19 protein-coding genes are annotated in these 24,917 nt (G+C 65.8%); 11 read left to right on the top strand and 8 right to left on the bottom strand.

Annotated features, from left to right (window positions below; all coding sequences use genetic code 11):
• Nucleotides 1-84: 84 nt before the first annotated feature.
• The 6 genes from ligA (at nucleotide 85) to ASE69_RS18880 (ending at nucleotide 11,593) form a co-directional block, all read left to right on the top strand.
• A complete protein-coding gene (ligA, locus tag ASE69_RS18855) occupies nucleotides 85-2,208 on the top strand; it encodes an NAD-dependent DNA ligase LigA (protein ID WP_056489925.1) in 2,124 nt (707 codons plus the stop codon).
• A gap of 205 nt (nucleotides 2,209-2,413) precedes the next feature.
• Nucleotides 2,414-5,884, top strand: coding sequence for a TonB-dependent receptor (locus tag ASE69_RS18860; protein WP_056489928.1), 3,471 nt, complete (start codon nucleotides 2,414-2,416; stop codon nucleotides 5,882-5,884).
• A gap of 138 nt (nucleotides 5,885-6,022) precedes the next feature.
• A complete protein-coding gene (locus ASE69_RS18865) occupies nucleotides 6,023-7,168 on the top strand; it encodes a sensor histidine kinase (RefSeq protein ID WP_082453239.1) in 1,146 nt (381 codons plus the stop codon).
• Nucleotides 7,165-7,962 (top strand): LytR/AlgR family response regulator transcription factor, encoded by a 798-nt coding sequence (locus ASE69_RS18870; protein WP_031393111.1) that lies wholly within the window; start codon nucleotides 7,165-7,167, stop codon nucleotides 7,960-7,962. Before ASE69_RS18865 ends, ASE69_RS18870 begins: the two co-directional genes overlap by 4 nt.
• A gap of 308 nt (nucleotides 7,963-8,270) precedes the next feature.
• A complete protein-coding gene (locus ASE69_RS18875; protein ID WP_082453240.1) occupies nucleotides 8,271-9,284 on the top strand; it encodes a cell wall hydrolase in 1,014 nt (337 codons plus the stop codon).
• A 440-nt stretch (nucleotides 9,285-9,724) separates the two neighbouring features.
• The gene (locus ASE69_RS18880; RefSeq protein WP_056489932.1) at nucleotides 9,725-11,593 is read left to right on the top strand and encodes an ABC-F family ATP-binding cassette domain-containing protein; all 1,869 of its coding nucleotides are present in this window, start codon (nucleotides 9,725-9,727) and stop codon (nucleotides 11,591-11,593) included.
• A gap of 126 nt (nucleotides 11,594-11,719) precedes the next feature.
• Here ASE69_RS18880 and ASE69_RS18885 read toward each other — a convergent pair whose 3' ends face one another.
• Both ASE69_RS18885 and ASE69_RS18890 read right to left on the bottom strand, forming a co-directional pair.
• Nucleotides 11,720-12,040, bottom strand: coding sequence for a DUF3297 family protein (locus ASE69_RS18885; protein WP_056489936.1), 321 nt, complete (start codon nucleotides 12,038-12,040; stop codon nucleotides 11,720-11,722).
• A gap of 108 nt (nucleotides 12,041-12,148) precedes the next feature.
• Entirely contained in the window at nucleotides 12,149-12,553 is a 405-nt protein-coding gene (locus ASE69_RS18890) for a hypothetical protein (RefSeq protein WP_056489939.1), read from the bottom strand.
• Between the two features lie 211 nt (nucleotides 12,554-12,764).
• Between ASE69_RS18890 and ASE69_RS18895 the strand changes: the two genes are divergently transcribed.
• Nucleotides 12,765-13,430 (top strand): L,D-transpeptidase family protein, encoded by a 666-nt coding sequence (locus ASE69_RS18895; protein ID WP_082453241.1) that lies wholly within the window; start codon nucleotides 12,765-12,767, stop codon nucleotides 13,428-13,430.
• 414 nt (nucleotides 13,431-13,844) lie between these two features.
• Here ASE69_RS18895 and typA read toward each other — a convergent pair whose 3' ends face one another.
• The 3 genes from typA to ASE69_RS18915 all read right to left on the bottom strand — a co-directional run bounded on the left by typA (nucleotide 13,845) and on the right by ASE69_RS18915 (nucleotide 18,105).
• On the bottom strand, nucleotides 13,845-15,689 hold the full coding sequence (typA, locus tag ASE69_RS18900) for a translational GTPase TypA (protein ID WP_056051990.1): 1,845 nt from the start codon (nucleotides 15,687-15,689) through the stop codon (nucleotides 13,845-13,847).
• Between the two features lie 90 nt (nucleotides 15,690-15,779).
• Nucleotides 15,780-16,757 (bottom strand): hypothetical protein, encoded by a 978-nt coding sequence (locus ASE69_RS18905; protein WP_056489942.1) that lies wholly within the window; start codon nucleotides 16,755-16,757, stop codon nucleotides 15,780-15,782.
• A gap of 334 nt (nucleotides 16,758-17,091) precedes the next feature.
• The gene (locus ASE69_RS18915) at nucleotides 17,092-18,105 is read right to left on the bottom strand and encodes a zinc-binding alcohol dehydrogenase family protein (protein ID WP_056489949.1); all 1,014 of its coding nucleotides are present in this window, start codon (nucleotides 18,103-18,105) and stop codon (nucleotides 17,092-17,094) included.
• 152 nt (nucleotides 18,106-18,257) lie between these two features.
• On the opposite strand from ASE69_RS18915, the gene ASE69_RS18920 reads away from it, so the two are divergent.
• From ASE69_RS18920 to ASE69_RS18930, 4 genes are all read left to right on the top strand, one after another.
• A complete protein-coding gene (locus tag ASE69_RS18920; RefSeq protein ID WP_056489952.1) occupies nucleotides 18,258-19,472 on the top strand; it encodes a toxic anion resistance protein in 1,215 nt (404 codons plus the stop codon).
• A 5-nt stretch (nucleotides 19,473-19,477) separates the two neighbouring features.
• Nucleotides 19,478-20,185 (top strand): hypothetical protein, encoded by a 708-nt coding sequence (locus ASE69_RS18925; protein WP_235518983.1) that lies wholly within the window; start codon nucleotides 19,478-19,480, stop codon nucleotides 20,183-20,185.
• Nucleotides 20,186-20,189: 4 nt separating this feature from the next.
• Entirely contained in the window at nucleotides 20,190-20,360 is a 171-nt protein-coding gene (locus ASE69_RS22660; RefSeq protein ID WP_167397711.1) for a hypothetical protein, read from the top strand.
• A gap of 230 nt (nucleotides 20,361-20,590) precedes the next feature.
• Nucleotides 20,591-21,724, top strand: coding sequence for a hypothetical protein (locus ASE69_RS18930; RefSeq protein WP_056489955.1), 1,134 nt, complete (start codon nucleotides 20,591-20,593; stop codon nucleotides 21,722-21,724).
• Nucleotides 21,725-21,730: 6 nt separating this feature from the next.
• Here the strand turns inward: ASE69_RS18930 and ASE69_RS18935 are convergent, their stop codons facing one another.
• The 3 genes from ASE69_RS18935 to ubiA are packed head-to-tail and all read right to left on the bottom strand — an operon-like array spanning nucleotide 21,731 to nucleotide 24,836.
• On the bottom strand, nucleotides 21,731-22,495 hold the full coding sequence (locus ASE69_RS18935) for a 3'(2'),5'-bisphosphate nucleotidase CysQ (protein WP_056489958.1): 765 nt from the start codon (nucleotides 22,493-22,495) through the stop codon (nucleotides 21,731-21,733).
• A 43-nt stretch (nucleotides 22,496-22,538) separates the two neighbouring features.
• Nucleotides 22,539-23,885, bottom strand: coding sequence for a TldD/PmbA family protein (locus ASE69_RS18940; RefSeq protein ID WP_056489961.1), 1,347 nt, complete (start codon nucleotides 23,883-23,885; stop codon nucleotides 22,539-22,541).
• A gap of 9 nt (nucleotides 23,886-23,894) precedes the next feature.
• Complete coding sequence (gene ubiA / locus ASE69_RS18945) at nucleotides 23,895-24,836, bottom strand: 4-hydroxybenzoate octaprenyltransferase (RefSeq protein ID WP_056489964.1); 942 nt, start codon at nucleotides 24,834-24,836, stop codon at nucleotides 23,895-23,897.
• Nucleotides 24,837-24,917: the final 81 nt, after the last annotated feature.

Here is a 24,917-nt window from a genome sequence, read left to right on the forward strand (position 1 = left end):
TGTCAGCGCGCAAGTCGGGCGAATGTTCACGCCATGTTGATCGAGGTCTTGTCGAAAGGTGGCACCCTCCCCTAACCCGGCGCGATGCCCGACCTTCCCGCGACTGAAACCGAAGCCGCCGCCGAGCTGGAGATGCTCGCCGCGCAGATCGCGTATCATAACGCGCGCTATCACACCGACGACGCGCCTGAGATCAGCGACGCCGACTATGACGCGCTGGTGCGGCGCAATGCGGTGATCGAGGCTGCATTTCCGGCGGCGGCGCGGAGCGATTCGCCGAGCCGGACGGTAGGCGCTGCACCCGTAGGGCACCTCGCGAAGGTCGCGCATGCCAAGGCGATGATGAGCCTCGACAACGCGTTCGCGGACGAGGAAGTCGAGGAGTTCGTCGCGCGCGTGCGCCGGTTCCTGAAGCTGGCGGACGACGAACCGGTCGCGCTGACCGCGGAGCCGAAGATCGACGGACTGTCGTGTTCGCTGCGGTATGAGGACGGACGCCTCGTGCAGGCCCTCACGCGTGGCGATGGCCAGGTCGGCGAGGACGTTACCGCCAACGTTCGCACGATCGGCGATATTCCTCAGCAATTGCACGGCGAAGCGCCCGCGATCTTCGAGGTTCGTGGAGAGGTGTATATGGCGAAGGACGACTTCGCCGCCTTGAACGCGCGCCTGCTCGCCGAGGCCGAGGAGACCGGCAAGGACGCACGGCAGTTCGCCAACCCGCGCAATGCCGCCGCCGGATCGCTGCGCCAGAAGGATGCAAGCGTCACCGCGAGCCGGACGCTCCGGTTCCTCGCGCATGGCTGGGGCGAGGCGAGCGTCGTGCCGGGCGAAACGCAGGCCGAGGTCGTCGACACGTTGCGCGGCTGGGGCTTCCCGATCGCCGACGGGTTCGCGCGGGTCGAAGGAACGGCTGCGGCGCTCGACGTTTATCGCAAGATCGAAGCCGAGCGCGCCGACCTGCCGTTCGACATCGACGGCGTGGTCTACAAGGTCGACCGGCTCGACTGGCAGGCACGACTGGGTCAGGTCGCGAAGGCACCACGCTGGGCGATCGCGCACAAGTTTCCGGCCGAGCGTGCGCAGACGCTGCTCGAACGGATCGACATCCAGGTCGGACGGACCGGTGCGATGACCCCGGTCGCGCGCCTCTCTCCCGTCACCGTCGGCGGGGTCGTCGTGACCAACGCGACGTTGCACAATGCCGACGAGATCGAGCGATTGGGCGTGCGGCCGGGCGACCGCGTGCTCGTCCAGCGCGCCGGCGACGTGATCCCGCAGATTGTCGAGAACCTGACGCCGGACGCCGCGCGCGAGGCGTACGTCTTCCCCCACATTTGCCCCGAATGCGGGTCCGCGGCCGAGCGCGAGGAAGGCGAGGTCGTCTATCGTTGCACCGGCGGGCTGATCTGCCCGGCGCAGAGAGTCGAGCGACTGATCCACTTCGCCTCGCGCCACGCGTTCGACATCGGCGGGCTCGGCCAGACGCTGATCGAGGCGTTCTTCCGCGACGGACTGATCGAATCGCCCGCCGACATCTTCCGCCTGACCGAGGAACAACTCGCGGCGCGCAAGAAGGACGGGCGCGTGTGGGCGGCCAAGGTCATCGCGGCGATCGAGACCAAGCGGACGATCCCGCTCGACCGTTTCCTGTTCTCGCTCGGCATCCGCCACGTCGGCGAGATTACCGCACGAGACCTTGCGCGACGCTATGTGTCGGCGAAGGCGCTCGGCGCGGTACTGCGTCACGCGGTGTTCCTGCGCGGCCAGATCGAACCGGTGATTGGCGAACCCGAGCGCAAGTTCGTGCTCCGTCGCGACAAGCTGCTGGTCGGTGCGATCGAGACGGCCGGGATCGGTCCCGAGGTGGCGAGCGCGCTCGTCGGCTTCTGTGCCGAACCCCACAACCGCCGAGTCGTGTTCGACCTGTTGCGCGAAGTGAAACCCGCGGACGTCATACACGAAACGCGCGAGTCGCCGGTGACCGGGCAGATCCTGGTTTTTACCGGCAGCCTTGAAACGCTCAGCCGTGACGAGGCCAAGGCGCAGGCGGAGGCGCTAGGCGCACGCGTCGCCGCGTCGGTGTCGAGCAAGACGGGGCTCGTCATTGCCGGGCCGGGTGCTGGCTCGAAGCTCAAGAAGGCGACCGATCTCGGCATCCGCGTGATCACCGAAGCCGAATGGGCCGAGATCGTCGCCGCCAGCTGAGGCGCGGACCACACTCCCCACAATGGTTCCGGCTACCCCGAAAGGGTTCGATTGCGTGGCTTTTTTGCAACGCACCATGACCGAGTGTGTCTGTGACACTTCCCGACTCGCCAATGTCACAGAACCGAAATATCCGGCGTGCAGGGGCGCGGCAGGCCGAACGAAAAGTCGCGGATCTCGAGCAGAAGCTCAAAGGGGAACTTCAATGCGTAACAACCTATTCCTGGGTGCGGCAGCGATTGCGCTGATCGCCCCGATGACTGCGTCCGCGCAGGAAACCACCTCCTCGATCCGCGGCACCGTGACCGCGAATGGCGCGCCGGTTAACGGCGCGACTGTCGAGATCACCAGCCCCTCGACCGGTTCGCGCTCGACCGCGACCACCGACACATCGGGCACGTTCAACGTCAACGGCCTCCGTCCCGGCGGCCCCTACACCGTTGCCGTCGCAGCAGCCGGCTATGGCAGCAAGCAGGTCACCGACGTCAACATCACCGTCGCGCAGGCGTTCGATCTTCCGATCGATCTGGCCACCGACGCTGCTGGTGGCGCCGACGAGATCGTCGTGACCGCCGCCAGCCTGCCCAACGCGCGGTCTATCTCGCAGGGGCCGACGACCGTCCTCAACGCGCGCCAGATCGCCAACATCGCTTCGGTCAACCGCGACATCCGCGATCTCGAGCGTCGCGATCCGTTCGCCCGCCTCGACGACAGCCCCTCGGGCGGCCGTTCGGTCTCGTTCGCCGGCCAGAACGCGCGCTATAACCGCTTCACCGTCGACGGCGTGTCGGTCAGCGACAATTTCGGCCTGAACAGCGATGGCCTGCCCAGCCGCCGTTCGCCGATCCCGCTCGACGCGATCGGCCAGTTCCAGGCACAGGTCGCACCATATGACGTGCGCCAGGGCAACTTCCAGGGCGGCGCGATCAACATCGTGCTGAAGTCCGGCACCAACGACTTCCACGGCACCGGCTTCTACTCGCAGTCGCGCGACGAGTTCGTCGGCAAGCGCACCAAGGACCTGCGCGTCAGCGTCCCCAACTTCAAGACCGAGAACTACGGCGCCGAACTGTCCGGCCCGATCATCAAGGACAAGCTGTTCTTCATGGTCGCCGGCGAGCGCCTTCGCGGTGGCCGTCCGATCGCTGAGGGTCCGACCGACAACAACGCCGGCACCAGCATCCTGGGCATCAGCCAGGCGCAGGTCGACCAGATCAGCGCGATCGCGAAGTCGGTCTATAATTACGACACCGGCGGCGTGCTGCGTAACCTCGGCGACAAGGACGACCGCGTCGTCGCCAAGATCGACGCGAACATCACCGACAAGCAGCGTCTGTCGTTGACCTACACCTACGCCAACGACGCCATCAACCTGCTCCAGAACACCTTCCCGACGGCACCGACCGGTCTGGGCCTGGCGTCGAACGCCTATATCCAGGGCAACCGCCTGCACACCGGCGTCGCGCAGTTGAACTCTGAATGGTCGGACAGCTTCTCGACCGAAGTTCGTGGCTTCTACAAGAACTACACGCGTATCCAGGATCCGTTGCTCGGCCGCGGCTTCGCGCAGTTCCGTGTTTGCACCAATCCCACGAGCACGGCCGCGACAGCGGGCCTGACCGTCTCGCCAACCGCCTGCGAGAACAACGCCGGCACCGTGTCGTTCGGTCCTGACAGCTCGCGCCAGACCAACGAGCTGCGCACCGAGACATGGGGTGGCCTGGTCCAGGCGCGCCTGACCATGAACGACCATGACGTTCGCGTTTTCACCGAAGTCTCGAGCGTATCGATCTTCAACTCGTTCCTGCAGAACAGCGCTGGCAGCTATTATTTCGACTCGATCGCGGACCTTCAGAACCGCAATGCAGGGTCGTTTGCGTACGGCAACGCGATCGTGGGCAATAACGGCCTGGCCGCGCTCGATCCCAATGCCGCCGCAGCACAGTTCGGTTACCAGAGCTACACGTTCGGCGTGATGGACTCGTGGAAGGTTACGCCGACGCTGAACGTCAGCTTTGGCGCACGCTACGACCTGTATGCGATGGACGACAATCCACCGCTCAGCGCTGCCTTCGCCAGCCGCTATGCGAACGGTGCGATCGTCAACGGCCAGCGCATCAACATCAACAACAACAGCGCGAACATCTCCGGGTTCGACCTGTTCCAGCCGCGCGCCGGCTTCGACTGGAAGCCATCGCAGCGTATCAGCATCCGCGGCGGCGGCGGTGTCTTCGGCGGCGGTACGCCCGACGTCTATGTGTCGAACAGCTTCTCGAACACCGGCGTGCTGACCAATTCGTTCAGCGTCAGCCGCACCGCGACCGGGTTCAACGGCTTCCCGGCTGGCACCCCGGCTGCCACGCAGGCAGCCACCGCCTCGGCCCTTCTGACCGGCGTTACCGGTACGTCGGTTCCAGCCGCGGCCAACACCTTCCTGACGGGTGGTTCGGTTCCGGCCAACTCGACGGTCAATGCGCTCGACCCGAACTTCAAGATCCCGTCGCAGTGGCGCGCCACGCTGACGGGCGAGTATAGCGCAAACCTCGGCCCGCTCGGCGACAACTGGGTATTCGGTGCCGACCTGCTGTACTCGAAGGTTCGCAATCAGGTGTATTTCACCGACATCCGTTCGGTGCCGATCGCCGGTTCGCTTACCCCGGACGGCCGCCAGCGCTACCAGAACCTGATCGATGGCGGTGCGACGAGCACCAACACCAACACCGACATCCTGCTGACCAACACGAACAAGGGCCGCGCCTACATCGCGGTCGCGCGTCTCGACAAGGCATGGGATTCGGGGCTGAGCATCAACGGCAGCTTCACGTACCAGGACGTCAAGGACGCAGCGCCGGCAACGTCGTCGACCGCGGGTTCGAACTATTCGAACGGTGCGTTCGTCGATCCCAACAACGTTGCCTATGGCATCTCGAACGACCAGGTTAAGTACTTCTTCAAGTACGGCGTAAACTACGACCACGCCTTCTTCGGGGACTACAAGACCACGTTCGCGCTGTTCGGCGAATCGCGGATCGGCCATCCGTTCAGCTACACGTTCCAGGATTTCGGCAACAACGGCAGCGGCCGCGCGTCGGTATTCGGCACCACGGGCGTCAGCTCGAACTCGGGTACGGGCGGCAACCGCTACCTGATGTACGTGCCGACGCTGGACGATGCGAAGGTCTCGTACAGCAGCGCTGCGGTTCGCGATGCGGTCAACGCGTTCATCGACTCGTCGGGTCTCGGCAAGTATCGTGGCAAGACTGCGCCGCGTAACGGCTTCAACTCGAAGTGGTTCACGCGTCTCGACCTTCACGTCGCGCAGGAAATTCCGACCTTCGTCGGCGGCTCGCGCGTCACGCTGTTCGCGGACATCGAGAACTTCACGAACTTCCTGAACAAGAACTGGGGCCAGCAGCGCGAGTACGTCTTCCCGTACAACACCCCGGTGGTCCGGGTGCAGTGCTTGCAGACCGCGGTGCCGACCGGCATCGCGCCGGGTGCGGCCAATCCTGCCGGTGGCACCTATGGCGCCGTGGCGACCAACGCCGGACAGGCTTGCGCCCAGTATCGCTACTCGCCAGTCGGCGGCAGCGCGAACTTCACGCCGCAGCCTGACCAGGTTTACGTGAACCAGTCGCTCTACTCGATCCGTATCGGTGCGCGCTTCACGTTCTAAAGCGCGTCCGACCTGATCGGTCGAATTGGCCGCCGCTTCCCTCGGGGTGCGGCGGCCTTTTTCGTTTTGCGGCCTAGCGCCCGACCAGACCGTTCGGCTTTTGCGTGTGCCTTGCGCGGCGTGTAAGACGGTGGGCCAATGGCTAATTCTTCCGTCCCGCCCCCCGGCTCATCCGCCTTGAACTCGACCCGGCGCCTGCCCTTCACTGCGCGGCCGTTTTTCGAGAACAAGGCGCGCGCGTTCTGGATACTCCAGGCGGTCGGGTGGAGCGGGTATCTGCTTCTGCGCGGCGTTGTGTCGATCTCGAACGGGCTGTCGCTCGACGGGGTGATCCCGGTGATCGTCGAGGCGATCGTGGGGTATTGCATCACGCTGCTGCTCTCGACGATGTACGGCCAGTATCGGCGGATGAACCGGTTGGTCGGCATCTTCTTGACGATCGCGACGCTCGCCGCGGCGACGTTCCTGTACGCGGTGCTCGACGCGTTCACCTTCTCGTTCATCGCGACCGCGACGCCGGGGGTGACTCTCACGCGGCTGCTGGGGTCGGTGTACGTCACCTTCACGGTGCTGTTCGGGTGGTCGGCGCTGTATTTCGGGATCAATTTCTACCTGATCGTCGAGCAGCAGATCGACCAGATGGAGCATCTCGAGAACCAGGCGTCGTCGGCGCAGCTGGCGATGCTCCGCTATCAGCTCAACCCGCATTTCCTGTTCAACACGCTGAACTCGATCTCGACTTTGGTGCTGCTCAAGCAGACCGAGCGGGCGAACGCGATGCTGAGCCGGCTGTCGTCGTTCCTGCGCTATACGCTGGCGAACGAGCCGACCGCGCACGTCACCGTCGCGCAGGAGGTGGACCAGCTGAAGCTGTATCTGGAGATCGAGAAGATGCGCTTCGAGGATCGGATGCGGCCGAAGTTCGACATCGATCCGCGCGCCGAACGCGCGCGCCTGCCGTCGCTGCTGCTGCAACCGCTCGTCGAAAACGCGATCAAATATGCCGTCACGCCGCAGGAGGAAGGCGCCGAAATCTGCGTCGAAGTGCGGCTCGCCGGGGAACGCGTGCAGATCGCCGTATCCGATACCGGTCCGGGCTTGATCGAGGGCCGGATCGGTTCAAGCCAATCCACAGGCGTGGGGCTCGCTAATATTAGAGACAGGTTGGCTCAGGCATATGGGCCCGACCACCGTTTCGAAACCCGCTCCACGCCCGCTGGCGGCTTCTCGGTGGAAATCGAGATTCCGTATCAGCTTGAAGACGTGAACAGAGAGGCCTCATGACCATCCGTACCATTCTCGTCGACGACGAGCCGCTGGCGATCCAGGGGCTGGAACTCCGACTCCAGGCCCATGAAGACGTCGAGATCATCGAAAAATGCTCGAACGGCCGCGAAGCGATTCGCGCGATCAAGACGCACAAGCCCGATCTAGTCTTCCTCGATATCCAGATGCCGGGGTTCGACGGGTTCTCCGTCGTGCAGGGGCTGATGGAGGTCGAGCCGCCGTTGTTCGTGTTCGTCACCGCCTATTCGGACCATGCCTTGCGTGCGTTCGAGGCACAGGCGGTCGATTATCTGATGAAGCCGGTCGAGGAATCGCGACTGGCCGACACGATCGAGCGGGTTCGGCAGCGTTTGAGCGAGAAGCGTGGCGTCGAGGAAGTCGATCGGTTGCGCGAAGTGCTCGCCGATGTCGCGCCGGATGCGGCGGCGGACATGCCGGATGGGGACGCGGTGTCCGCGAACCGGTTCGAGAAGCTTATCAACATCAAGGATCGCGGACAGATCTTCCGCGTCGATGTCGATACGATCGAGCGGATCGATGCGGCCGGTGATTACATGTGCATATATACCGGCGATAATACGTTGATCCTGCGCGAGACGATGAAGGATCTGGAGAAGCGGCTTGATCCGCGCAGGTTCCAGCGGGTGCATCGGTCGACGATCGTGAACCTGGATCTGGTGAAGCAGGTCAAGCCGCATACTAACGGCGAATGCTTCCTGGTGCTGAATTCGGGTGCGAGCGTGAAGGTTTCGCGGTCTTATCGTGATGTGGTGGCGCGGTTCGTTCACTGAGTTCGAGCCCGTCGTCCTAGCCGCGTCCCTGTCATCCTAGCCCCGTCCCCGTCATCCTGACGAAAGTCAGGATCCAGGGTCATTGAGGGCATCGCTTGTTACCCTGGATCCTGACTTTCGTCAGGATGACGGACGCGGGGGGGTGTGGTCGGGGCGAGCTTCCGGGAGCGTGCTCTTCCACTTCCGTCCTTGCCGATCGAGGTCCCGACTTTCGTCGGGATGACGGGGGTGCGCTCCCTTAGCGGGCGCTTTCCCCGTTTCCCGTGGCCATTAACCAGTCCCTAAACCCCGCGGCCTAGAGCGGGGGGATGAAGACGTCGGGTTACGGCCTTTATCCGCATGTGCTGATCAGCCTGCCTGCTCTGGTGATGGCGACGTCGTGCGTGCCGGCGGATCGGCCGGCGGTGATCGCTCGGGTCCAGCCGGAGCGGAACTCGCGAGCCTTGCTGAGCCGGATGGCGTTGCATGTGCCGGACGACATCTCGGCGAAGATCGCGACGGCCGCGCCTGATGCGCCGTTTGCGGCTGCGGCGCCGTTCGTTGCTCCACCGTTTCTGACTTCGAACTCTGTCGATGACGCTAGCCGCGCCGCGGACTGCCTGACCGCGGCGGTGTATTATGAGGCGCGATCGCAATCCGAGGATGGGCAGCGGGCGGTGGCGCAGGTGGTGTTGAACCGGGTGCGCGACCGGGCCTTTCCGAACAGCGTTTGCGGGGTCGTGTACCAGGGGGCGGAGCGGCGGACCGGGTGCCAGTTCAGTTTTACCTGCGATGGCTCGATGAACCGGGCGCGGGAGCCGGGGGCTTGGGATCGCGCGCGAGCAGTCGCGGCGGCGGCGCTTGGTGGGAGCGTCTATGCGCCGGTCGGGGCGGCGACTTCGTTTCATACGACGAGCATTTTGCCTTGGTGGGCGTCGAGTCTTGCGCGGATCACGACGGTTGGGGCGCATGTGTTCTATCGCTGGCAGGGGGCGTTGGAGCGGGCGCTGACGTTTCGGCAGGCTTATGCCGGGGTCGAGCCTGGGGTTCGGGGTGTTAGCTTTTCCGGTGGTGTTGTGACGGCGGTTGCGGCGCAGGTTGCTGGGGTTACGGTGCATTATGGCAATCGGGACGACGTTGCGGACTCCGGTGCGGAGCCGGCCGATGCGCTGCATGGGGTGACGGTGCACCGGGGGGTGTTGCGTTCTGGCTCGGCGATGGCGGGCGCGGCGGTTGTCCAGACGCGGTTGGTTTCTGGGGTGCGGGTTCACGTTGGTGGGCGGGCGTCTGCGATGATCGGCAGCGGTAACGCCGCCGACGCGGTAGTGTCGGACGAAACCTGATAGCTCCCTCCCCTTCAGGGGAGGGTCGGGGTGGGGCACTGCCACAAGCGACACGTTCGCGGACAAGCCCCATCCCAGCCCTCCCCTGAAGGGGAGGGAGTTTTAAAGGCTCCCTATTCCAATACCTGCAGCACCCCGGCGAAGGCCGGGGCCAGTTGGGGGACGTGGCCAACTGCGGACTGTGCTTCGTTACGACCACCTTGCCAACTGGGCCCCGGCCTTCGCCGGGGTGGTGGCCATGCGGAGTGGTCATGGGCCTCAATATGCCCTTTCTTGTTCCCCCGCGGAGGCGGGGGTCCAGGATCTCGGGCGGTGGCGTTTGTGATCCTGGGCCCCCGCCTTCGCGGGGGAACAGCTTCTTCCAAAGGAGCTCTCGCCGCTCCACCGCGAGAGACACCCGACCCTCGCAAAACCATGCTGCATCTGCTAACGGCTCGCGCATGCTGAACCTGAACAATATCACGGTGCGCCTGGGCGGACGCGTTATCCTCGATGGCGCCACGGCCGCGTTGCCGCCGGGCTCGCGCGTCGGGCTGATCGGGCGCAACGGCGCGGGCAAGTCGACGATGGTGCGCGTGATCGCGGGGCAGTTGGAGCCGGACGACGGCTCGGCCGACATGCCGAAGGGCGCCCGCATCGGCTACCTCGCGCAGGAAGCGCCGCACGGCGTGAAGACCCCGTTCGAGACCGTGCTCGAAGCCGATCTGGAGCGCGCCGCGCTGATGATCGAGAGCGAGACGAGCGAGGATCCCGACCGGCTCGGCGACGTGTACGAGCGGCTGATCGCGATCGACGCGTACACCGCGCCCGCCCGCGCCGCGCAGATCCTGCTGGGTCTGGGCTTCGACGAGGACATGCAGGCGCGGACGCTCGACAGCTTCTCGGGTGGCTGGAAGATGCGCGTGGCACTCGCCGCTCTGCTGTTCTCGCAGCCTGACCTGCTGCTGCTCGACGAGCCTTCGAACCATCTCGATCTCGAAGCGGTGATGTGGCTCGAGGACTTCCTCAAGGGCTACAAGGCGACGATCGTGGTGGTCAGCCACGAGCGCGATTTCCTCAACAACGTGGTCGATCACATTCTGCATCTGCAGGGCGGCAAGATCACGCTGTATCCCGGCGGCTATGACGCGTTCGAGCGCCAGCGTGCCGAGCGCCTCGCGCAGATCGAGGCGGCGCGCGCCAACCAGGCGGTGCAGCGCGAGAAGCTGCAGGAATATATCGCCAAGAATTCGGCCCGTGCTTCTACGGCCAAGCAGGCGCAGTCGCGACAGAAGATGCTGTCGAAGATGCAGCCGATCGCCGAGAGCTACAACGATCCGACGCTGTCGTTCGGCTTCCCCAACCCGACCGAACTGCGGCCGCCGTTGATCACGCTCGACATGGCGACGGTGGGCTATGCCGACGTGCCGATCCTGAAGCGGCTTAACATGCGGCTCGATCCCGACGACCGGGTCGCGCTGCTCGGGCGCAACGGCAACGGCAAGACCACGCTCGCGCGGCTGCTGGCGGCGCAGCTGACGCCGATGGACGGCGAGATGTCGTCGTCGGGCAAGATGAAGGTGGGATACTTCACCCAGTATCAGGTCGAGGAACTCGATCCGACCGACTCGCCGATCGAGCATATGTCGCATCTGATGAAGGGCGCGACGCCGGCGGCGGTGCGCGCGCAATTGGGGCGGTTCGGCTTCTCGGGCGACAAGGCGACGACCCGGGTCGGCAAGCTGTCGGGTGGCGAGCGGGCGCGTCTGGCGCTGGCGCTGATCACGCGCGATGCGCCGCACCTGCTGATCCTCGATGAGCCGACCAACCATCTGGACGTCGATGCGCGTGAGGCGCTCGTGCAGGCGCTCAACGCGTATACCGGCGCCGTGGTGCTGGTCAGTCATGACCGGCACATGCTGGAGCTGACCGCGGATCGGCTGGTGCTGGTCGACGACGGGACGGCGAAGGAATTCGACGGCAGCCTCGACGATTACATCGCGTTCGTCCTGAAGGGCGATGGCGGCAAGGGCGATGCGGCGTCGAAGGCCGACAAGAAGGCGGGCAAGAAGGCCGCCGCCGAGGCGAAGAGTAATGACGCCGCTCTGCGCAAGGCTTTGCGCGAGATCGAGGAGCAGACGGCCAAGTTCACCAAGGAGCGCAATGCTCTGGACCGCGCGATGGTGGATCCGGCGAGTGCGGAGCCGCGGTTCTCGCGGATGTCGATGGGGGACCTGAGCAAGCGTCGCGCCGAGGTGCATGCGAAGCTCGAGGCTAGCGAGGCGAAGTGGCTCGAGGCTAGCGAGGCGCTTGAGGGCGTGGAGGCTTAACCCTCTCCTTACGCCCCTCCCTGGAAGGGAGGGGTTGGGGGTGGGTCGGCCTGTTGGCGGGCTCGGGTGGATCCCAAGCAGCCTACCCACCCCCGGCCCCTCCCTTTCAGGGAGGGGGGAAGAAGGTCAGCCCTCGTCGGTGTCCGCGCCGGCTGCCGGCCGCTCGAACCAAGCCTCCACCGGCCCGACCAGCTTCAGTGTCAGAGCGTTGCCGTTGCGGTCGACCTTCTTGCCGAGCGCGACTCGGATCCAGCCTTCCGAGATGCAATATTCCTCGACGTCGTGGCGCACCTTGTCCTTGAAGCGGATGCCGATGCCGCGTTCGAGCAGGTCCTGCTGGAAGAACGGGCTGCGCTGGTTGATCGACAGGCGATCGGGGGGCGTGTCGCCGGTTGCGGCCGGGGTGGTGGCGGCTTCGGTCTCGGGCGTGTTTGGCGTGTCGGTCATGGTCGCGCGTCTAGCGGCAAGCACCGGGGGCGCGCCAGAAAAAAGGCACCGGACGCAAAAGAGGCGCCGGGATTGCTCCCGACGCCTCCATGCGATCGTTTGATCGGATCAGCTGCAGACCTGCACCGCGACCCGGTCGCCGTAATAGGGGTCGACGCGCCACTCGTTCCAGCACCGCGGGCGGTAATCCTCGCGGTAGTAGGTGCGTACCGGTGGGTTGTAATAGGCCACCGGTGGCTGCGCGTAATAGCCGCCATTATAGTAACCGCGGTCATAGTACCGATTGCGGTTGTTGCTGCTGGCAATCGCCGCGCCGACACCCAGGCCGAGGATGCCGCCGAGCACCGCGGCGCCGGCTGCGTTTCCGCCGCCACGATGGCCGTGCCAACCGCCGCCGTAGCCGCGCCCATAGCCGCCGCGTCCCCAACGCTGCGCGTCGGCTGGTGCTGCTGCCGTCAGAGCCGTTGCGGCGAGTGCTACGCCAAGGCCTGCTTTCTTGAAAAATCCGTTCATCTCTTCCGAACTCCGTTACTAGTTACGCCCGGTCCGCTTGGGACAAACGCATAAGTGTCCGACCGTGTTTCAGCATTTAGGCGATTCGGTCTGAACTGGTTCGGAACGGCTTGTTAACCCACGGTATAGCTGGCGGAGCTGGTCCCGTGCGGGGACACGGGCGGCGCGGCACTGCTGGGCAATGTTTACGAATATCGGTTAGGGTGCGGCGATGCGCAGGATGATGACGACGCGAGCGATCGCCTTTGCCGTGCTCGGCGGGAGTGCGGTGCTGATCGGTGGACTGGCCTTGTCCGGGTCGCCGGTGAAGGTACGGGCGGTCGAGGCGCCTGCTCGGGTGGCTCGGATCGCCGCGCCGGTTGCGAAAGCGGCGCCGAAGCCCGTTGCGGTCGCTGCGGAGGACCCGGCCGATGCGTATGTCGTGAAGCGGGTGCTGAACGTGCCCGAGCCTTTGCGGCATGGCGCGTATTATTGGGATACCGAGGGCGTGCCGGAGGGGCCGATCGTGATCACGGTCGACTTGGTGGCGCAGACCTTGTCGATCTTTCGCAGCGGGTACGAGATCGGGACGGCGGCCGTGATCTATGGTGCGGACGAGAAGCCTACCCCGCTCGGCGTGTTCAAGATCACGCAGAAGGACGCGCATCATGTGTCGAACCTGTACGGGGCGCCGATGCCGTACATGATGCGGCTGACCAATGATGGGGTTTCGATCCACGGCAGCGCGTTGATGGATGGGAAGTACGCTACGCATGGGTGTGTTGGGGTGCCGACCGCGTTTGCGAAGCTGATTTTCGAGCAGGTTAAGCTTGGGGATCGGGTTATTGTGACGAGTGGGGAGATGTTGGCGCGAGGTGGGCGGATTACTGCTGCTTGAGGGGCGGTAGTGCTCCGTGCCCTCACCTTTCGCCGCCTTTGGCGTCTCTTCCTCTCCCGATGGGAGAGGAATTTGAGAATGCCCTCATATCCTAGAAATAGGCACCTCCCCGGCGAAGGCCGGGGTCCAGTTGGGGGACGTCGCTAACGAAGGGCAGCGCCGAGTTACTGCGACCTTTCCACCTGGGCCCCGGCCTTCGCCGGGGAGGTGCACCTATTGAGTCCTGACCGCTCGCGTTGCCGTCAGCGTGAGTGCTGCCCTCGGTCTTTCTAGCACAAAACAAAAGGGCCGGAGGTTTCCCCCCGGCCCTTCTTCATTTCCTAGCCAGCGCGCCGCGGCAAAGCCGCGTCGTCGGACCTCGCCTGAGCGAGGCCGGCCGAGCTTGTAAGCTTGGCCGGCTTCGCCGTGCCAGGCTTACGCGCTCTGCTTAGCCCGGCTAGCCCGCTTGCGCTCGTTCGCATCCAGGAAGCGCTTGCGCAGGCGGATCGACTTCGGCGTGACTTCGACCATCTCGTCGTCGTCGATATACGCAATCGCCTGCTCCAGCGTCGCGCGCTTCGGCGGGGACAGGCGGACCTGGTCGTCCTTGCCGCCCGAAGCGCGGAAGTTGGTCAGCGCCTTGGTCTTCATCGGGTTGACCTCGAGGTCGTCCGGCTTGGCGTTCTCGCCGACGATCATGCCCTCATAGAGCGCCTCGCCGTGGCCCACGAACAGGATGCCGCGCTCTTCGAGCGGACCCAGTGCGTAGTTGTTCGCCTCGCCCGAACCGTTCGAGATCAGCACGCCGTTCTTGCGGCCTTCGATCGCGCCCTTGTGCGGACCGTACTTCTCGAACAGCCGGTTCATGATCCCCGTGCCGCGCGTGTCGGACAGGAATTCGCCATGATAGCCGATCATCCCGCGCGACGGCGCCGAGAAGGTGATGCGGGTCTTGCCGCCGGTCGACGGACGCATGTCGGTCAGCTCGGCCTTACGCGTGTTCATCTTCTCGACGACGGTACCCGAATGCTCCTCGTCGACGTCGATGATGACGGTCTCGTACGGCTCGGTCTTCTTGCCGTTCTCGTCCTCGCCGAACAGTACGCGCGGACGCGAGATGCCCAGCTCGAAGCCCTCGCGGCGCATCGTCTCGATCAGCACGCCCAGCTGAAGCTCGCCGCGGCCGGCGACTTCGAAGCTGTCCTTGTCGGCCGCCTCGGTCACCTTCACGGCGACGTTCGACTCGGCTTCGCGGAACAGGCGCTCGCGGATCATACGCGACGTCACCTTGCTGCCCTCACGGCCCGCCATCGGCGAATCGTTCACGGCAAAACGCATCGACAGCGTGGGGGGATCGATCGGCTGCGCGTGCAGCGGCTCGGTCACCGTGATGTCGGCGATCGTGTCGGCAACCGTAGCGACCGAGAGACCTGCCAGCGAGATGATGTCGCCGGCCTTGGCTTCGTCGACGGGAACGCGCTCGAGACCACGGAACGACATGATCTTGGACGCACGACCGGTCTCGATGATCTTACCGTCGTTATCGAGTGCGTGGATCGCCTGGTTGGTCTTCACGGTACCCGAATTGACGCGACCCGTGAGGACGCGGCCGAGGAACGGATCGCGGTCGAGCAGCGTGACGAGGAAGGTGAACGGCACGCCGGCGACTTCCACGGCGGGCGGCGGCACGTGCTTCACGATCGTCTCGAACATCGGGATCAGCGTGCCTTCGCGCGCGTCCATGTCGGTCGATGCATAGCCGTTGCGACCCGATGCGTAGAGCACGGGGAAGTCGAGCTGGTCGTCGTTGGCGTCGAGCGACACGAACAGATCGAACACTTCGTCGAGCACTTCCTGAATGCGCGCGTCGTTACGATCGACCTTGTTGACGACGACGATCGGCTTCAGGCCGAGCGCCAGCGCCTTGCCGGTGACGAACTTGGTCTGCGGCATCGCGCCTTCCGACGAATCGACCAGCAGGACGACGCCGTCGACCATCGACAGGATGCGCTCGACTTCACCGCCGAAATCGGCGTGGCCGGGCGTGTCGACGATGTTGATGCGGATGCTCTCGGACTCGCCGGGAGGGGTCCAGTCGACCGAGGTCGGCTTGGCGAGAATGGTGATGCCACGCTCTTTTTCGAGGTCGTTCGAATCCATTGCGCGCTCTTCGACGCGCTGGTTGTCGCGGAAGGTGCCGGACTGGCGGAAGAGCTGGTCGACCAGCGTCGTCTTGCCGTGATCGACGTGCGCAATGATCGCCACGTTGCGGAGGCTCATGAATGTATTCTCTTGATCGAGGAACGGGGTTGGCGCGCGCCATAGCGTAATTGTTGCGCCGCGGGAAGATGCAGCGGCATTTCGTCGCCTTTAGAGGGAACCTCCGCGGCGCTTGTATGTTCCGGCGCCGAGAATAGCACGGGGATCGCGAACCGCCAGCATTGCCCTCAGCGCGGCGTGCTTGTCAGGCGCCGCGGCATAGTAACGCTGCCAGATCCGCAGCCCCATCCAATAGCCGAGTTCGGGCGGCCAGCCGGCGGGCGGCGTGGAGTAGTTGCCGATCCAGCGGGCATAGGCCTTGGCTTCGGGTGAGCCTTCCTCGGGGTCGTCCTTGTCGGTGAGCTTGCGGGTGAGCGCGATGTCGGCCTGCATCTGGCGCCAGAGTTCCGCCTCGCGCGGGGTGGCCCAGGCGGCGCGGGCGGCGTCGGGCTCCTCGCCGGTGACGAGTTGCGCGATGAAGTCCGCCGCGCCCTCGGCCAGGATCGCGGTGAGCAGCGGATCGCGGGCGAGCGTCATGCCGGCGTCCTGCTGGAAGGAATGCACCGTCTCGTGCGCGAAGAAATGGCGGAGCGTCTGGCGCAGTTTCTCGGGCGTCGGCGACATGCGGCAGAGCACTTCGAGGCCGAGCACCTGCGCGCCGGGCTTGGCGGTGCCGCCGGAGGTGTTCGCGCCGAAGACTATATAGACCTGCGGAAGCTTCACGTCGGGGAGTGCGCCGTGGAGACCGAGATAGATTGAGCGGAGATCGGCGGTGGCGGCCTTGGCGGCGGGGAGGCAGGTCTTGATCGCCTGTGCGTAGCGGGTGGGGTTGGCGGCGATGGCGCGCGCTAGCGTATCCGCGTCGACGATCCGGCCGGGGGTGAAGACGCCAATCCCGAAACTGCCCTTGTCGAGATACTCGCGTTTGAGTTGCGCGGCGGTGGGTTTGCCCTTGATCCTGGCGAAGAGCGCGGCGAAGCGGTCGGCGTCTTCGGTGTGGATCGTTGCGGTGAGTGGGTCGGCTGGTGGGGGACGATTCGTCGCTGCCGCGGGGAGGAGGGCGAGCGCGAGGATCAGCGGGCGGAGCATGGTGAGCAGCGTATCGCGTGTTTGCCGGGGCGCCAGAGCGGATATTGCAATCCTCCCCCGCCAGGGGGAGGTGTCGCCGAAGGGGACGGAGGGGGAGGACACGGAGCAGAGGTTGGCGCGTGCCTCCCCCTCCGTCAGGCTGACGCCTGCCACCTCCCCCTGGCGGGAGAGGATCGTGAAGTAGCGACCACCTGAAGCGTCCCATCCTCCACTATCCACCCCGGCGGAGGCCGGGGCCCAGTTGGAAAGGCGGCAATAACGACGCGCCGCCATCCGTTAGCAACGTCCCCCAACTGGGCCCCGGCCTTCGCCGGGGTGGTGGCATTTCTAGAACTCAGAACCCCTCCAGCACGATCTTCCCCTTGGCCGTGTGGCTCTCGATCCGCTCATGCGCCTTCCGCAAATTCGCCGCGTCGATCTTCCCGAAGTTCTCCGCGAGCGTCGTCCGGATCGTCCCCGCATCCACCAGCCGCGCGACCTCGTCGAGCAACACCCCCTGCTCGCCCATGTCCGCGGTCTGGAACAGCGAGCGCGTGTACATCAGTTCCCAGTGCACCGAGATCGACTTCTGCTTCAGCGGCACGATGTCGAGCGTCTTCGGATCGTCGATCAGCGCCAGCCGGCCCTGGGGCGCCAGCAGCTCGCCGATCTCGGCGATGTGTTCGTCGGTATGAGTCGTGGAGAACACGAACCCCGGTGCGCCGAGCCCGAGCGCCTCGACCTGCGCGGCGAGCGGCTTGCGGTGGTCGATCACGTGATGCGCGCCGAGCTCCTCGACCCAGCCGCGCGTCTCGTCGCGCGAGGCGGTGGCGATCACGGTCAGGTCGGTGAGTTGCCGCGCGAGCTGGATCGTGATCGAGCCGACCCCGCCTGCCCCGCCGATGATCAGGATCGCGTTCGCCGCACCGGGGACGGGTTTGCGCACGTCGAGCCGGTCGAACAGCGTCTCCCACGCGGTGACCGAGGTCAGCGGCAGCGCCGCCGCCTGCGCCCAGTCGAGCGACGTCGGCTTGTGCCCGACGATGCGTTCGTCGACGAGGTGATATTCGGAATTGGTCCCCGGCCGGTCGATCGCGCCTGCGTAGAACACTTCGTCGCCGGCCTTGAACCCGGTCACGTCCGGACCGACCGCGACGACGACGCCCGATGCGTCCCAGCCCAGCACCTGCGGCTTGCCGTCCGGATCTTCGCGCCGCTGGCGGATCTTGGTGTCGACCGGGTTGACCGAAACCGCCTTCACCTCGACCAGCAGATCGCGGCCAGTCGCTTCGGGCTTGGGGAGGTCGAACTCGACGAGCGACTGCGGATCGTCGATCGGGAGCGACTTGGTATAGCCGATGGCGCGCATGCTGGAACTCCTGTGATGTCGCGACCAAGCTGTCCACGCAAGCGCCCGGTTTCAAGGAGAGCTGTTGGCAAGCCTGAGTGTATTATCTATATACGCCACTTGAACGCGGGGCGGGTTGCAGCCACGATGCCCCACCGAACGGAGACACGAGCATGGCGACGACCCCGAACACGCTGACGGAAGAGCCTGGCCTGGTGCTGACCCCGCCCGATCCGGTGCCCACGGTCGCCGCCGCGAAGGCGTCCGGCCTCGTCCCCGTCGATGCCGGCGTGAAGTCGCAGCTGGAGGAGCGCGTGTCGGGCTTCGTCACCGATCTGGTTGCGCAGGACGTCAACTCGCCCGAATTCGGCAAGCGCGTCGACGCGATCACCGCGATGGGCGCGAAGGAAATCCGCGACGCCGCCGGCCAGTCGAACCGCTTCCTCGATCGCCCGGTCAAGGCGATGGATCAGGAGACCGGCGTCGGCAAGGACCTCGCCGAGCTGCGCCGCGTCGTCGAGGATCTCGATCCCGGCAAGAAGAGCAACCTCACCGCGCCGCAGAAGCTGTTCGGGATCATCCCGTTCGGGGGCAAGATGCGCAATTATTTCGACGGCTATAAGTCGTCGCAGACGCACATCGCGCAGATCCTGAAGAGCCTCGGCTCGGGCAAGGACGAGCTGCTGATGGACAATGCCGCGATCGATACCGAGCGCGCGAACCTGTGGGCGGCGATGGGCCGGCTCGAGCAGATGATCCACCTGTCGAAGACGATGGACGCGAAGCTGGAGGACGTCGCCAACGATCTCGACCACAGCGATCCCGCCAAGGCGAAGGCGATCCGCGAAACGGCGCTGTTCTACACGCGCCAGCGCACGCAGGACCTGCTGACGCAGATGGCGGTGACCGTACAGGGCTATCTCGCGCTCGATCTGGTCAAGAAGAACAATGTCGAGCTGGTGAAGGGCGTCGATCGCGCCTCGACCACGACCGTCTCGGCGCTGCGCACCGCGGTGACGGTGGCGCAGGCGCTGACCAACCAGAAGCTGGTGCTGGAACAGATCACCGCGCTCAACACGACGACCGCGAACATCATCGATTCGACCGGCAAGCTGCTCAAATCGCAGACCGCGCAGATTCACGAACAGGCGGCGTCGGCGACGATCCCGCTAGAAACGCTGCAACGCGCGTTCCAGAACATCTACGACACGATGGACGCGATCGACGTGTTCAAGCTGAAGGCGCTCAATTCGATGAAGGTCACCGTCGGCGCGCTGTCGAACGAGGTCGATAAATCCCGCGGTTACATTGCCCGCGCGGAGGGTGCGACGCAGGGGCAGTTGGGTGGACCCTCGTCGCCTAGCCCGTTCAAGCTGGAGGCGATGTAACCCTCGTGAGCGAAGTCGACGACGCCATCGCCAGCGCCCGCGCCTCCTGGTCGCGCATTTCCGACGACCGGACGGGCACCGTCATCGCGCGCTCGCCATCGCGGGGACGGGCACGGCAGACGCAGGCGATCGGCAAGCGGCTGACCCGGATCGCGGTCGCCGACGTCGCGATCCTGATCGCGGCGATGGTGATCGGCTGGATCGTGCCGCTCGGGATCGGCGGCGCGATGCTGGTGATGGCGCTGCTGGTCGCGGCCACGGTGTTGTTCGCGGTCTGGCCGGCGGAACGCGCGCCGACGCCGGAGCGGCTCGCGGCGGTCGATATCCGTGCCCTCCCCGCACAGACCGAACGCTGGCTGGAGGCGCAGCGCCCAGCCCTCCCCGCGCCGGCGATGACCCTGGTCGACCGGATCGGTCTGCGCCTCGAGACGCTGACCCCGCAACTCGCAACGCTCGACGCGAACACGCAGGAAGCGGTCGACGTGCGGAAACTGATCGGCGAACAGCTCCCTGCGTTCGTCAAGGATTACGAGAAGGTGCCGCCGTCGCTCCGCACCACGCCGCGCAACGGTCGCTCGCCCGACGCCGAACTGGTCGACGGGCTGAAGCTGATCGAACAGGAGATCGGCGAAATGACCGCCCGCCTCGCACAGAGCGACCTCGACAATTTGTCGACCCGCGGCCGATTTTTGGAGATGAAGTACAAGGATTGAGGCGGTGAAGCGCACCCGCCTCAGCGTCTGCCGCCGCAAGGCGCGCTTCGTGTCCGAAGCCGACGCGCTCGTCGTGGCGCAGACCGGACGCGTACCGCTGAGGGCCTATCGGTGCGACCGCTGCCTACAATTTCACCTGACCAGCCGCACGAAGGGCAAGCGCGTGCTCGGGTAGCTGGCAATTCGCCGATCGGCCGGTGTTTCAATGAGAAGCGCTCGTCTGGCTTTCAGCGACCTCGACAATCTCGCGACGCGCACGTTTCTGAAATAAGATCGAATACGAGAAAAATGGCGCGCAGTAGCGCAAGCGCGTGCCACGAACTGCAATCAGACCCGATGAATTTAGACTTTGATCGTTGATCCGAATCATGCACGATGTCGCCATATAGATCCGGAGGCTGAACCATGATCGGGTTGCTTTTCGTGCTGGCGATGCAGGCTGCTACACCCGACATCATCGTGTCGGGCAAACGTCTGGACGAAGCATACCAGGCCTGCGTCGAACAAGGTTGCCCGCCGCTTCGCGATGCGCAGGTCTCGATCGCGTTTGCCGAACAGCAATTCCGCCAAGGCGCCTATCAGCGGGCCAGGCGGACGCTCGCTGCCGCGGTTGCGCGCAACAAGCAGAATGCCGCGATCGCACCAAAGCCGGTCGCGGCGCTATATGAAGCCTATGCGACGGTGTCGCTGCACGACGGCGAAATGGATGTCTTCAAGAAAGCGGTAGGTGGCCAAGTTCGCACGCTGCGCGAGAATTTGCCGCCCGACGATCCCGCGGTGACTGCCGCCGCGTTCGCCACCGGCGACATGTGGCTGGCACTGCGCGACGGACGCACTGCGGAGCTTTCCTATCGCGCGGTCGAACGGCAGGCGCTTGCCGACGGCAACGCGACGTTGGCGATGCTGGCGACATTGCGTCGCGCCGAACTGGCCAACGCGCGGAACGATCCCGCCGGGGCCTCCCGCCTTCTCGCCGAAGCCGAGGCAAGACCCGCCGCGACCGACCCCGCGCTTCGATCGGTGTCGCAGGTGGTCCGCTTGCGACTGGCAGCGCAACGTGCCGATGATAGTCAGGTCGACCGGTTGGTGCGGGAGATCGGCCACGACACGTTGACCCGACCGGTGCTGATCTGGGGCCCTCCCTATGAACCAACGGCAGAGGCGGCAGCACGGGACGCGGCCGCCAAATTCGACCTCAGGAACCCGGTGCCGGCCAATTCGTCCGATGTCGGCTCGATCCAGTGGGTCGATATCGGGTTCTGGATCAAGCCAGATGGCAAGACCGACGATGCCGAGATCCTGCGCGGATCGCGGTCGACGGGGTGGGCGGGGTATCTGGTCAAGCAGGTATCCGCGCGCCGCTATACGGGTACGGACGGAGCGGCGGGCGCGCGGGGCGTCTACAGGGTCGAGCGGTTCTCGCTGCGCGGCACGTATCAAACGCCTACCGGGAGTCTGATCAATAGACGGGCTGGCCCCGGCGAACTGGAGGTGCTCGACCTGACGCTGCCGGATACGACGGTGACGGCAAGTCGCTAACCGGCACTAGCCGTTGATCGCGCGGGCCCGGTCCGCCAGGCGCGCGACCGCGGCTGGGTGTATCCCCGGCGTCGAGACGAGCACCCCAAACGCCTGCGGGCGCGGCTTGTTGAACACCAGCAGTGCACCAAGCGCATCGCTTACTACCGCACCCGCTTCGCTCGCGACGAGGATTGCGGCGGCGATGTCCCATTCGTTGCCCCAGCGGAGCGTGGCGACGAGGTCGGCTTCGTCGGCGGCGACCATCGCTATGCGGAGCGCGATCGAGTTGGGTTTGTGGACCATGACGAGGTCTCGGTCGGCTTTGGGGAGGGCGTCTACGGGCGTACGGCTACCGGGGAAGTCGGTGCGGTCGCCGGCTTTGAGCGGCACGCCGTTGCGCGTCGAACCCTGCCCTATGACTGCATGCCAGCGTTCGTTGCGGGACGGCGCTTCGAGGATGCCGATCACCGGCTTGCCACGGTCGACCAGCGCCACCGAGACGCACCAGCCGGGACGTGCGCGGATATAGTCTCGCGTTCCGTCGATCGGGTCGACGACCCATAGCAGGTCGTGCGCGAGGCGGTCGGCGCTGTCGGCGGTTTCCTCGGAGAGCCAGCCGGCTTCGGGGAGAAGGGTCGACAGTCGCGCCTTGAGCATCCGGTCGATCGCGATGTCGAGTTCGCAGACCGGGCTGCCGGGGGTCTTTTCCCAGCGCTGGAAGTCGGTGTCGAAGCGGTCGAGCGCCATCGCGCCGGCCTCCGCGGCGATACTCGCGACGGCGTCAGCCATCGCGCGCAGCCACTCAGGGGACCGCTCGGGCGCGCGCCGCCGCTCAGCCACTCGCCACCGTCATGCCCTCCACGCGGAGGGTCGGCACGTTGACGCCGTAGCGGAATTCGAGGTCGTTGGCGGGGGTCATCGCGAGGAACATGTCCTTGACGTTGCCGGCGATCGTGAACTCGGCGACCGGCGTGGTGATCTGGCCGTTCTCGATCCGGAAGCCCGCTGCGCCACGGCTGTAGTCGCCGGTCACGCCGTTCGCGCCGCCGCCCATCAGTTCCGTGACATAGACGCCCGACTCGATATCCGCGATCAGGGTTTCGAGCGGCACGTGGCCCGGTTCCATGAACACGTTGCTGGTCGATACGCCGGGCCCGCCGCCGACACCGCGGGCGGCGTGGCCGGTCGGTTCGAGGCCGAGTTGCCGCGCCGAGGCGGAGTCTAGCAGCCAGCGTTCGAGCATGCCGTCCTCGATGATGTCGCTCGGCGAGACGGGCAGGCCTTCGCCGTCGAACGGGCGCGAGCGGAGGCCGTGCGGGCGGTGCGGATCGTCGCGGATCGTGATGCCGTGCGCGAAAACCTGGCTGCCGAGCGAATCGAGCAAAAAGCTGGTCTTTCGCGTGATCGCCTGGCCGGATATCGCGCCGAGCATGTGGCCTACCAGCGATCCTCCGACACGGCGGTCGTAGACGATCGTTGTGGGGCCGCTGACAAGGCGGCCGGGGTTGAGGCGCGCGACGGCTTGTTCGCCAGCGCGGCGGCCGATCGCTTCGGGCGATTCGAGATGCGTGCGGAGACGGGCGCTGCTGTGGGCGTAGTCGCGCTGCATGCCGCCGCCTTCACCGGCAAGCACACTGGCCGATACGCCGTAGCCGGTCGCGGCGTAGGCGCCGGCGAACCCGTGGCTGGTGGCTAACGCCCAGACGCTGCGCGAGGCGCTGGCGCCGCCGCCTTCGCTGTTCGAGACGCCGGGGACGGCGCGGGCGGCGTCTTCGGCTTCGAGCGCGGCGTCGCGGAGTTGCTCGGGGCTGGCTTCCCCGCCGTCATCGAGGCCGAGCATCGGGGTGATGCCGTGGAGCAGGCGATCGGCGGGGGCCAGACCTGCCCAGGGATCTTCAGGGGCCTCGCGCGCCATCGCGACCGCGCGTTCGACGAGCGCATCCATCGCCGCGGTCGAGAGGTCGGAGGTGGAAACGCTGGCCGAACGCTGGCCGACGAACACGCGCAGGCCGAGGTCCTCGCTTTCAGAGCGGCCGATATCCTCGAGCTTGCCGAGGCGGATCGACACGTCGAGCGCGGCATCGGCGGCGAAGACCGCGTCGGCGGCGTCGGCACCCGCCGCCCTCGCGCGCTGGACGATGTCGTGGGCGCGGTCGCGGGCTTGGTCTGGGGTCAGCATATCAGCGAGTTAGGGATGCAGGCTCGTGCCGACAACCACGCAGGCGAGGAACATCAGCAGTCCGGCGAACCGGTTGGCGCGGAAGCGGGCGAGTGCGGCGGTGCCTGCGCCTTCGTGCGTGTCGGGTTTGAGCGTGACGACCTGCCATGCGAGGTGGAGCGCGACGGGGACGAGCGCGGCGATCGCGAGCGGGTCGGGGCGGACTTGCCAGAAGGCTGCGGCCCAGAGCGCGACGGCGGCGACGTAGAAGATGCCGACGCCGGCCTTCACATGGCTACCCATGCGGAGCGCGGACGAGCGGATGCCGATCATCGCATCGTCCTCACGGTCCTGCAGCGCGTAGATCGTGTCGTAGCCGATCACCCACGCGATCGACCCGGCGTAGAGCAGCCACATCGGTCTATCGAGCGCGCCGGCGATGTCGCTCCAGCCGACCAGCAACGCCCAGGAGAAGACGATCCCGAGCCACGCCTGCGGCCACCAGGTGATGCGCTTCATGAACGGGTAGGCGGCCACCGGCGCGAGGCTGGCGAGCGCGACGATCGCGGCAAAGAAGGTCAGTTGCAGGAGGACGACGAACCCGATCAGGCAGAGCGCGACGAGCCAGACCCAGGCGAGCTTGATCGAGACAAGCCCGCTGGGGATCGGCCGTGCGCGGGTGCGCGCGACTTGCGCGTCTAGATCGCGGTCGACGATGTCGTTGAAGACGCAGCCTGCGCCGCGCATCGCGATGCTGCCGAGGAGTAGCCAGAGGATCAGGTCCCAGCGCGCGACTGCGCCACCGGCGAGCGCGACGCTCCAGGCGCCTGGCCAGAATAGCAGCCACCAGCCGATCGGGCGGTCGAAGCGGGCGAGCAGCGCGAGGCCGCGGAGGGTTGGTGGGAGGCGGCCGACTAAACCCCTGTGCTCGCTGTCGGGGACGATTTCTGCGTGGCTCGGCTTGGTCTGCATGATGGGGGCGTAGGAAGACGGGGTTTGGCGCGCAAGCCTTTGCCGGGTACCGGTGGGGTGTGACGCGTTCGGACCCTCCAG

Source organism: Sphingomonas sp. Leaf208 (assembly GCF_001421415.1).
Classification (GTDB): Bacteria; Pseudomonadota; Alphaproteobacteria; order Sphingomonadales; family Sphingomonadaceae; genus Sphingomonas.

Excerpts from the sequence above, each read along its gene's own strand:
- ASE69_RS18885 (WP_056489936.1), bottom strand. The coding sequence starts at position 12,040 with ATGACCGACACGCCAAACACGCCCGAGACCGAAGCCGCCACCACCCCG.
- ASE69_RS18870 (WP_031393111.1), top strand. The coding sequence starts at position 7,165 with ATGACCATCCGTACCATTCTCGTCGACGACGAGCCGCTGGCGATCCAG.
- ligA (WP_056489925.1), top strand. The coding sequence starts at position 85 with ATGCCCGACCTTCCCGCGACTGAAACCGAAGCCGCCGCCGAGCTGGAG.
- ASE69_RS18930 (WP_056489955.1), top strand. The coding sequence starts at position 20,591 with ATGATCGGGTTGCTTTTCGTGCTGGCGATGCAGGCTGCTACACCCGAC.
- ASE69_RS18940 (WP_056489961.1), bottom strand. The coding sequence starts at position 23,885 with ATGCTGACCCCAGACCAAGCCCGCGACCGCGCCCACGACATCGTCCAG.
- ASE69_RS18905 (WP_056489942.1), bottom strand. The coding sequence starts at position 16,757 with ATGCTCCGCCCGCTGATCCTCGCGCTCGCCCTCCTCCCCGCGGCAGCG.
- ASE69_RS18920 (WP_056489952.1), top strand. The coding sequence starts at position 18,258 with ATGGCGACGACCCCGAACACGCTGACGGAAGAGCCTGGCCTGGTGCTG.
- ASE69_RS18935 (WP_056489958.1), bottom strand. The coding sequence starts at position 22,495 with ATGGCTGACGCCGTCGCGAGTATCGCCGCGGAGGCCGGCGCGATGGCG.
- ASE69_RS18890 (WP_056489939.1), bottom strand. The coding sequence starts at position 12,553 with ATGAACGGATTTTTCAAGAAAGCAGGCCTTGGCGTAGCACTCGCCGCA.
- ASE69_RS18880 (WP_056489932.1), top strand. The coding sequence starts at position 9,725 with ATGCTGAACCTGAACAATATCACGGTGCGCCTGGGCGGACGCGTTATC.
- ASE69_RS18860 (WP_056489928.1), top strand. The coding sequence starts at position 2,414 with ATGCGTAACAACCTATTCCTGGGTGCGGCAGCGATTGCGCTGATCGCC.
- ASE69_RS18895 (WP_082453241.1), top strand. The coding sequence starts at position 12,765 with ATGCGCAGGATGATGACGACGCGAGCGATCGCCTTTGCCGTGCTCGGC.
- ASE69_RS18915 (WP_056489949.1), bottom strand. The coding sequence starts at position 18,105 with ATGCGCGCCATCGGCTATACCAAGTCGCTCCCGATCGACGATCCGCAG.
- ASE69_RS18865 (WP_082453239.1), top strand. The coding sequence starts at position 6,023 with ATGGCTAATTCTTCCGTCCCGCCCCCCGGCTCATCCGCCTTGAACTCG.
- ubiA (WP_056489964.1), bottom strand. The coding sequence starts at position 24,836 with ATGCAGACCAAGCCGAGCCACGCAGAAATCGTCCCCGACAGCGAGCAC.
- ASE69_RS18875 (WP_082453240.1), top strand. The coding sequence starts at position 8,271 with ATGAAGACGTCGGGTTACGGCCTTTATCCGCATGTGCTGATCAGCCTG.
- typA (WP_056051990.1), bottom strand. The coding sequence starts at position 15,689 with ATGAGCCTCCGCAACGTGGCGATCATTGCGCACGTCGATCACGGCAAG.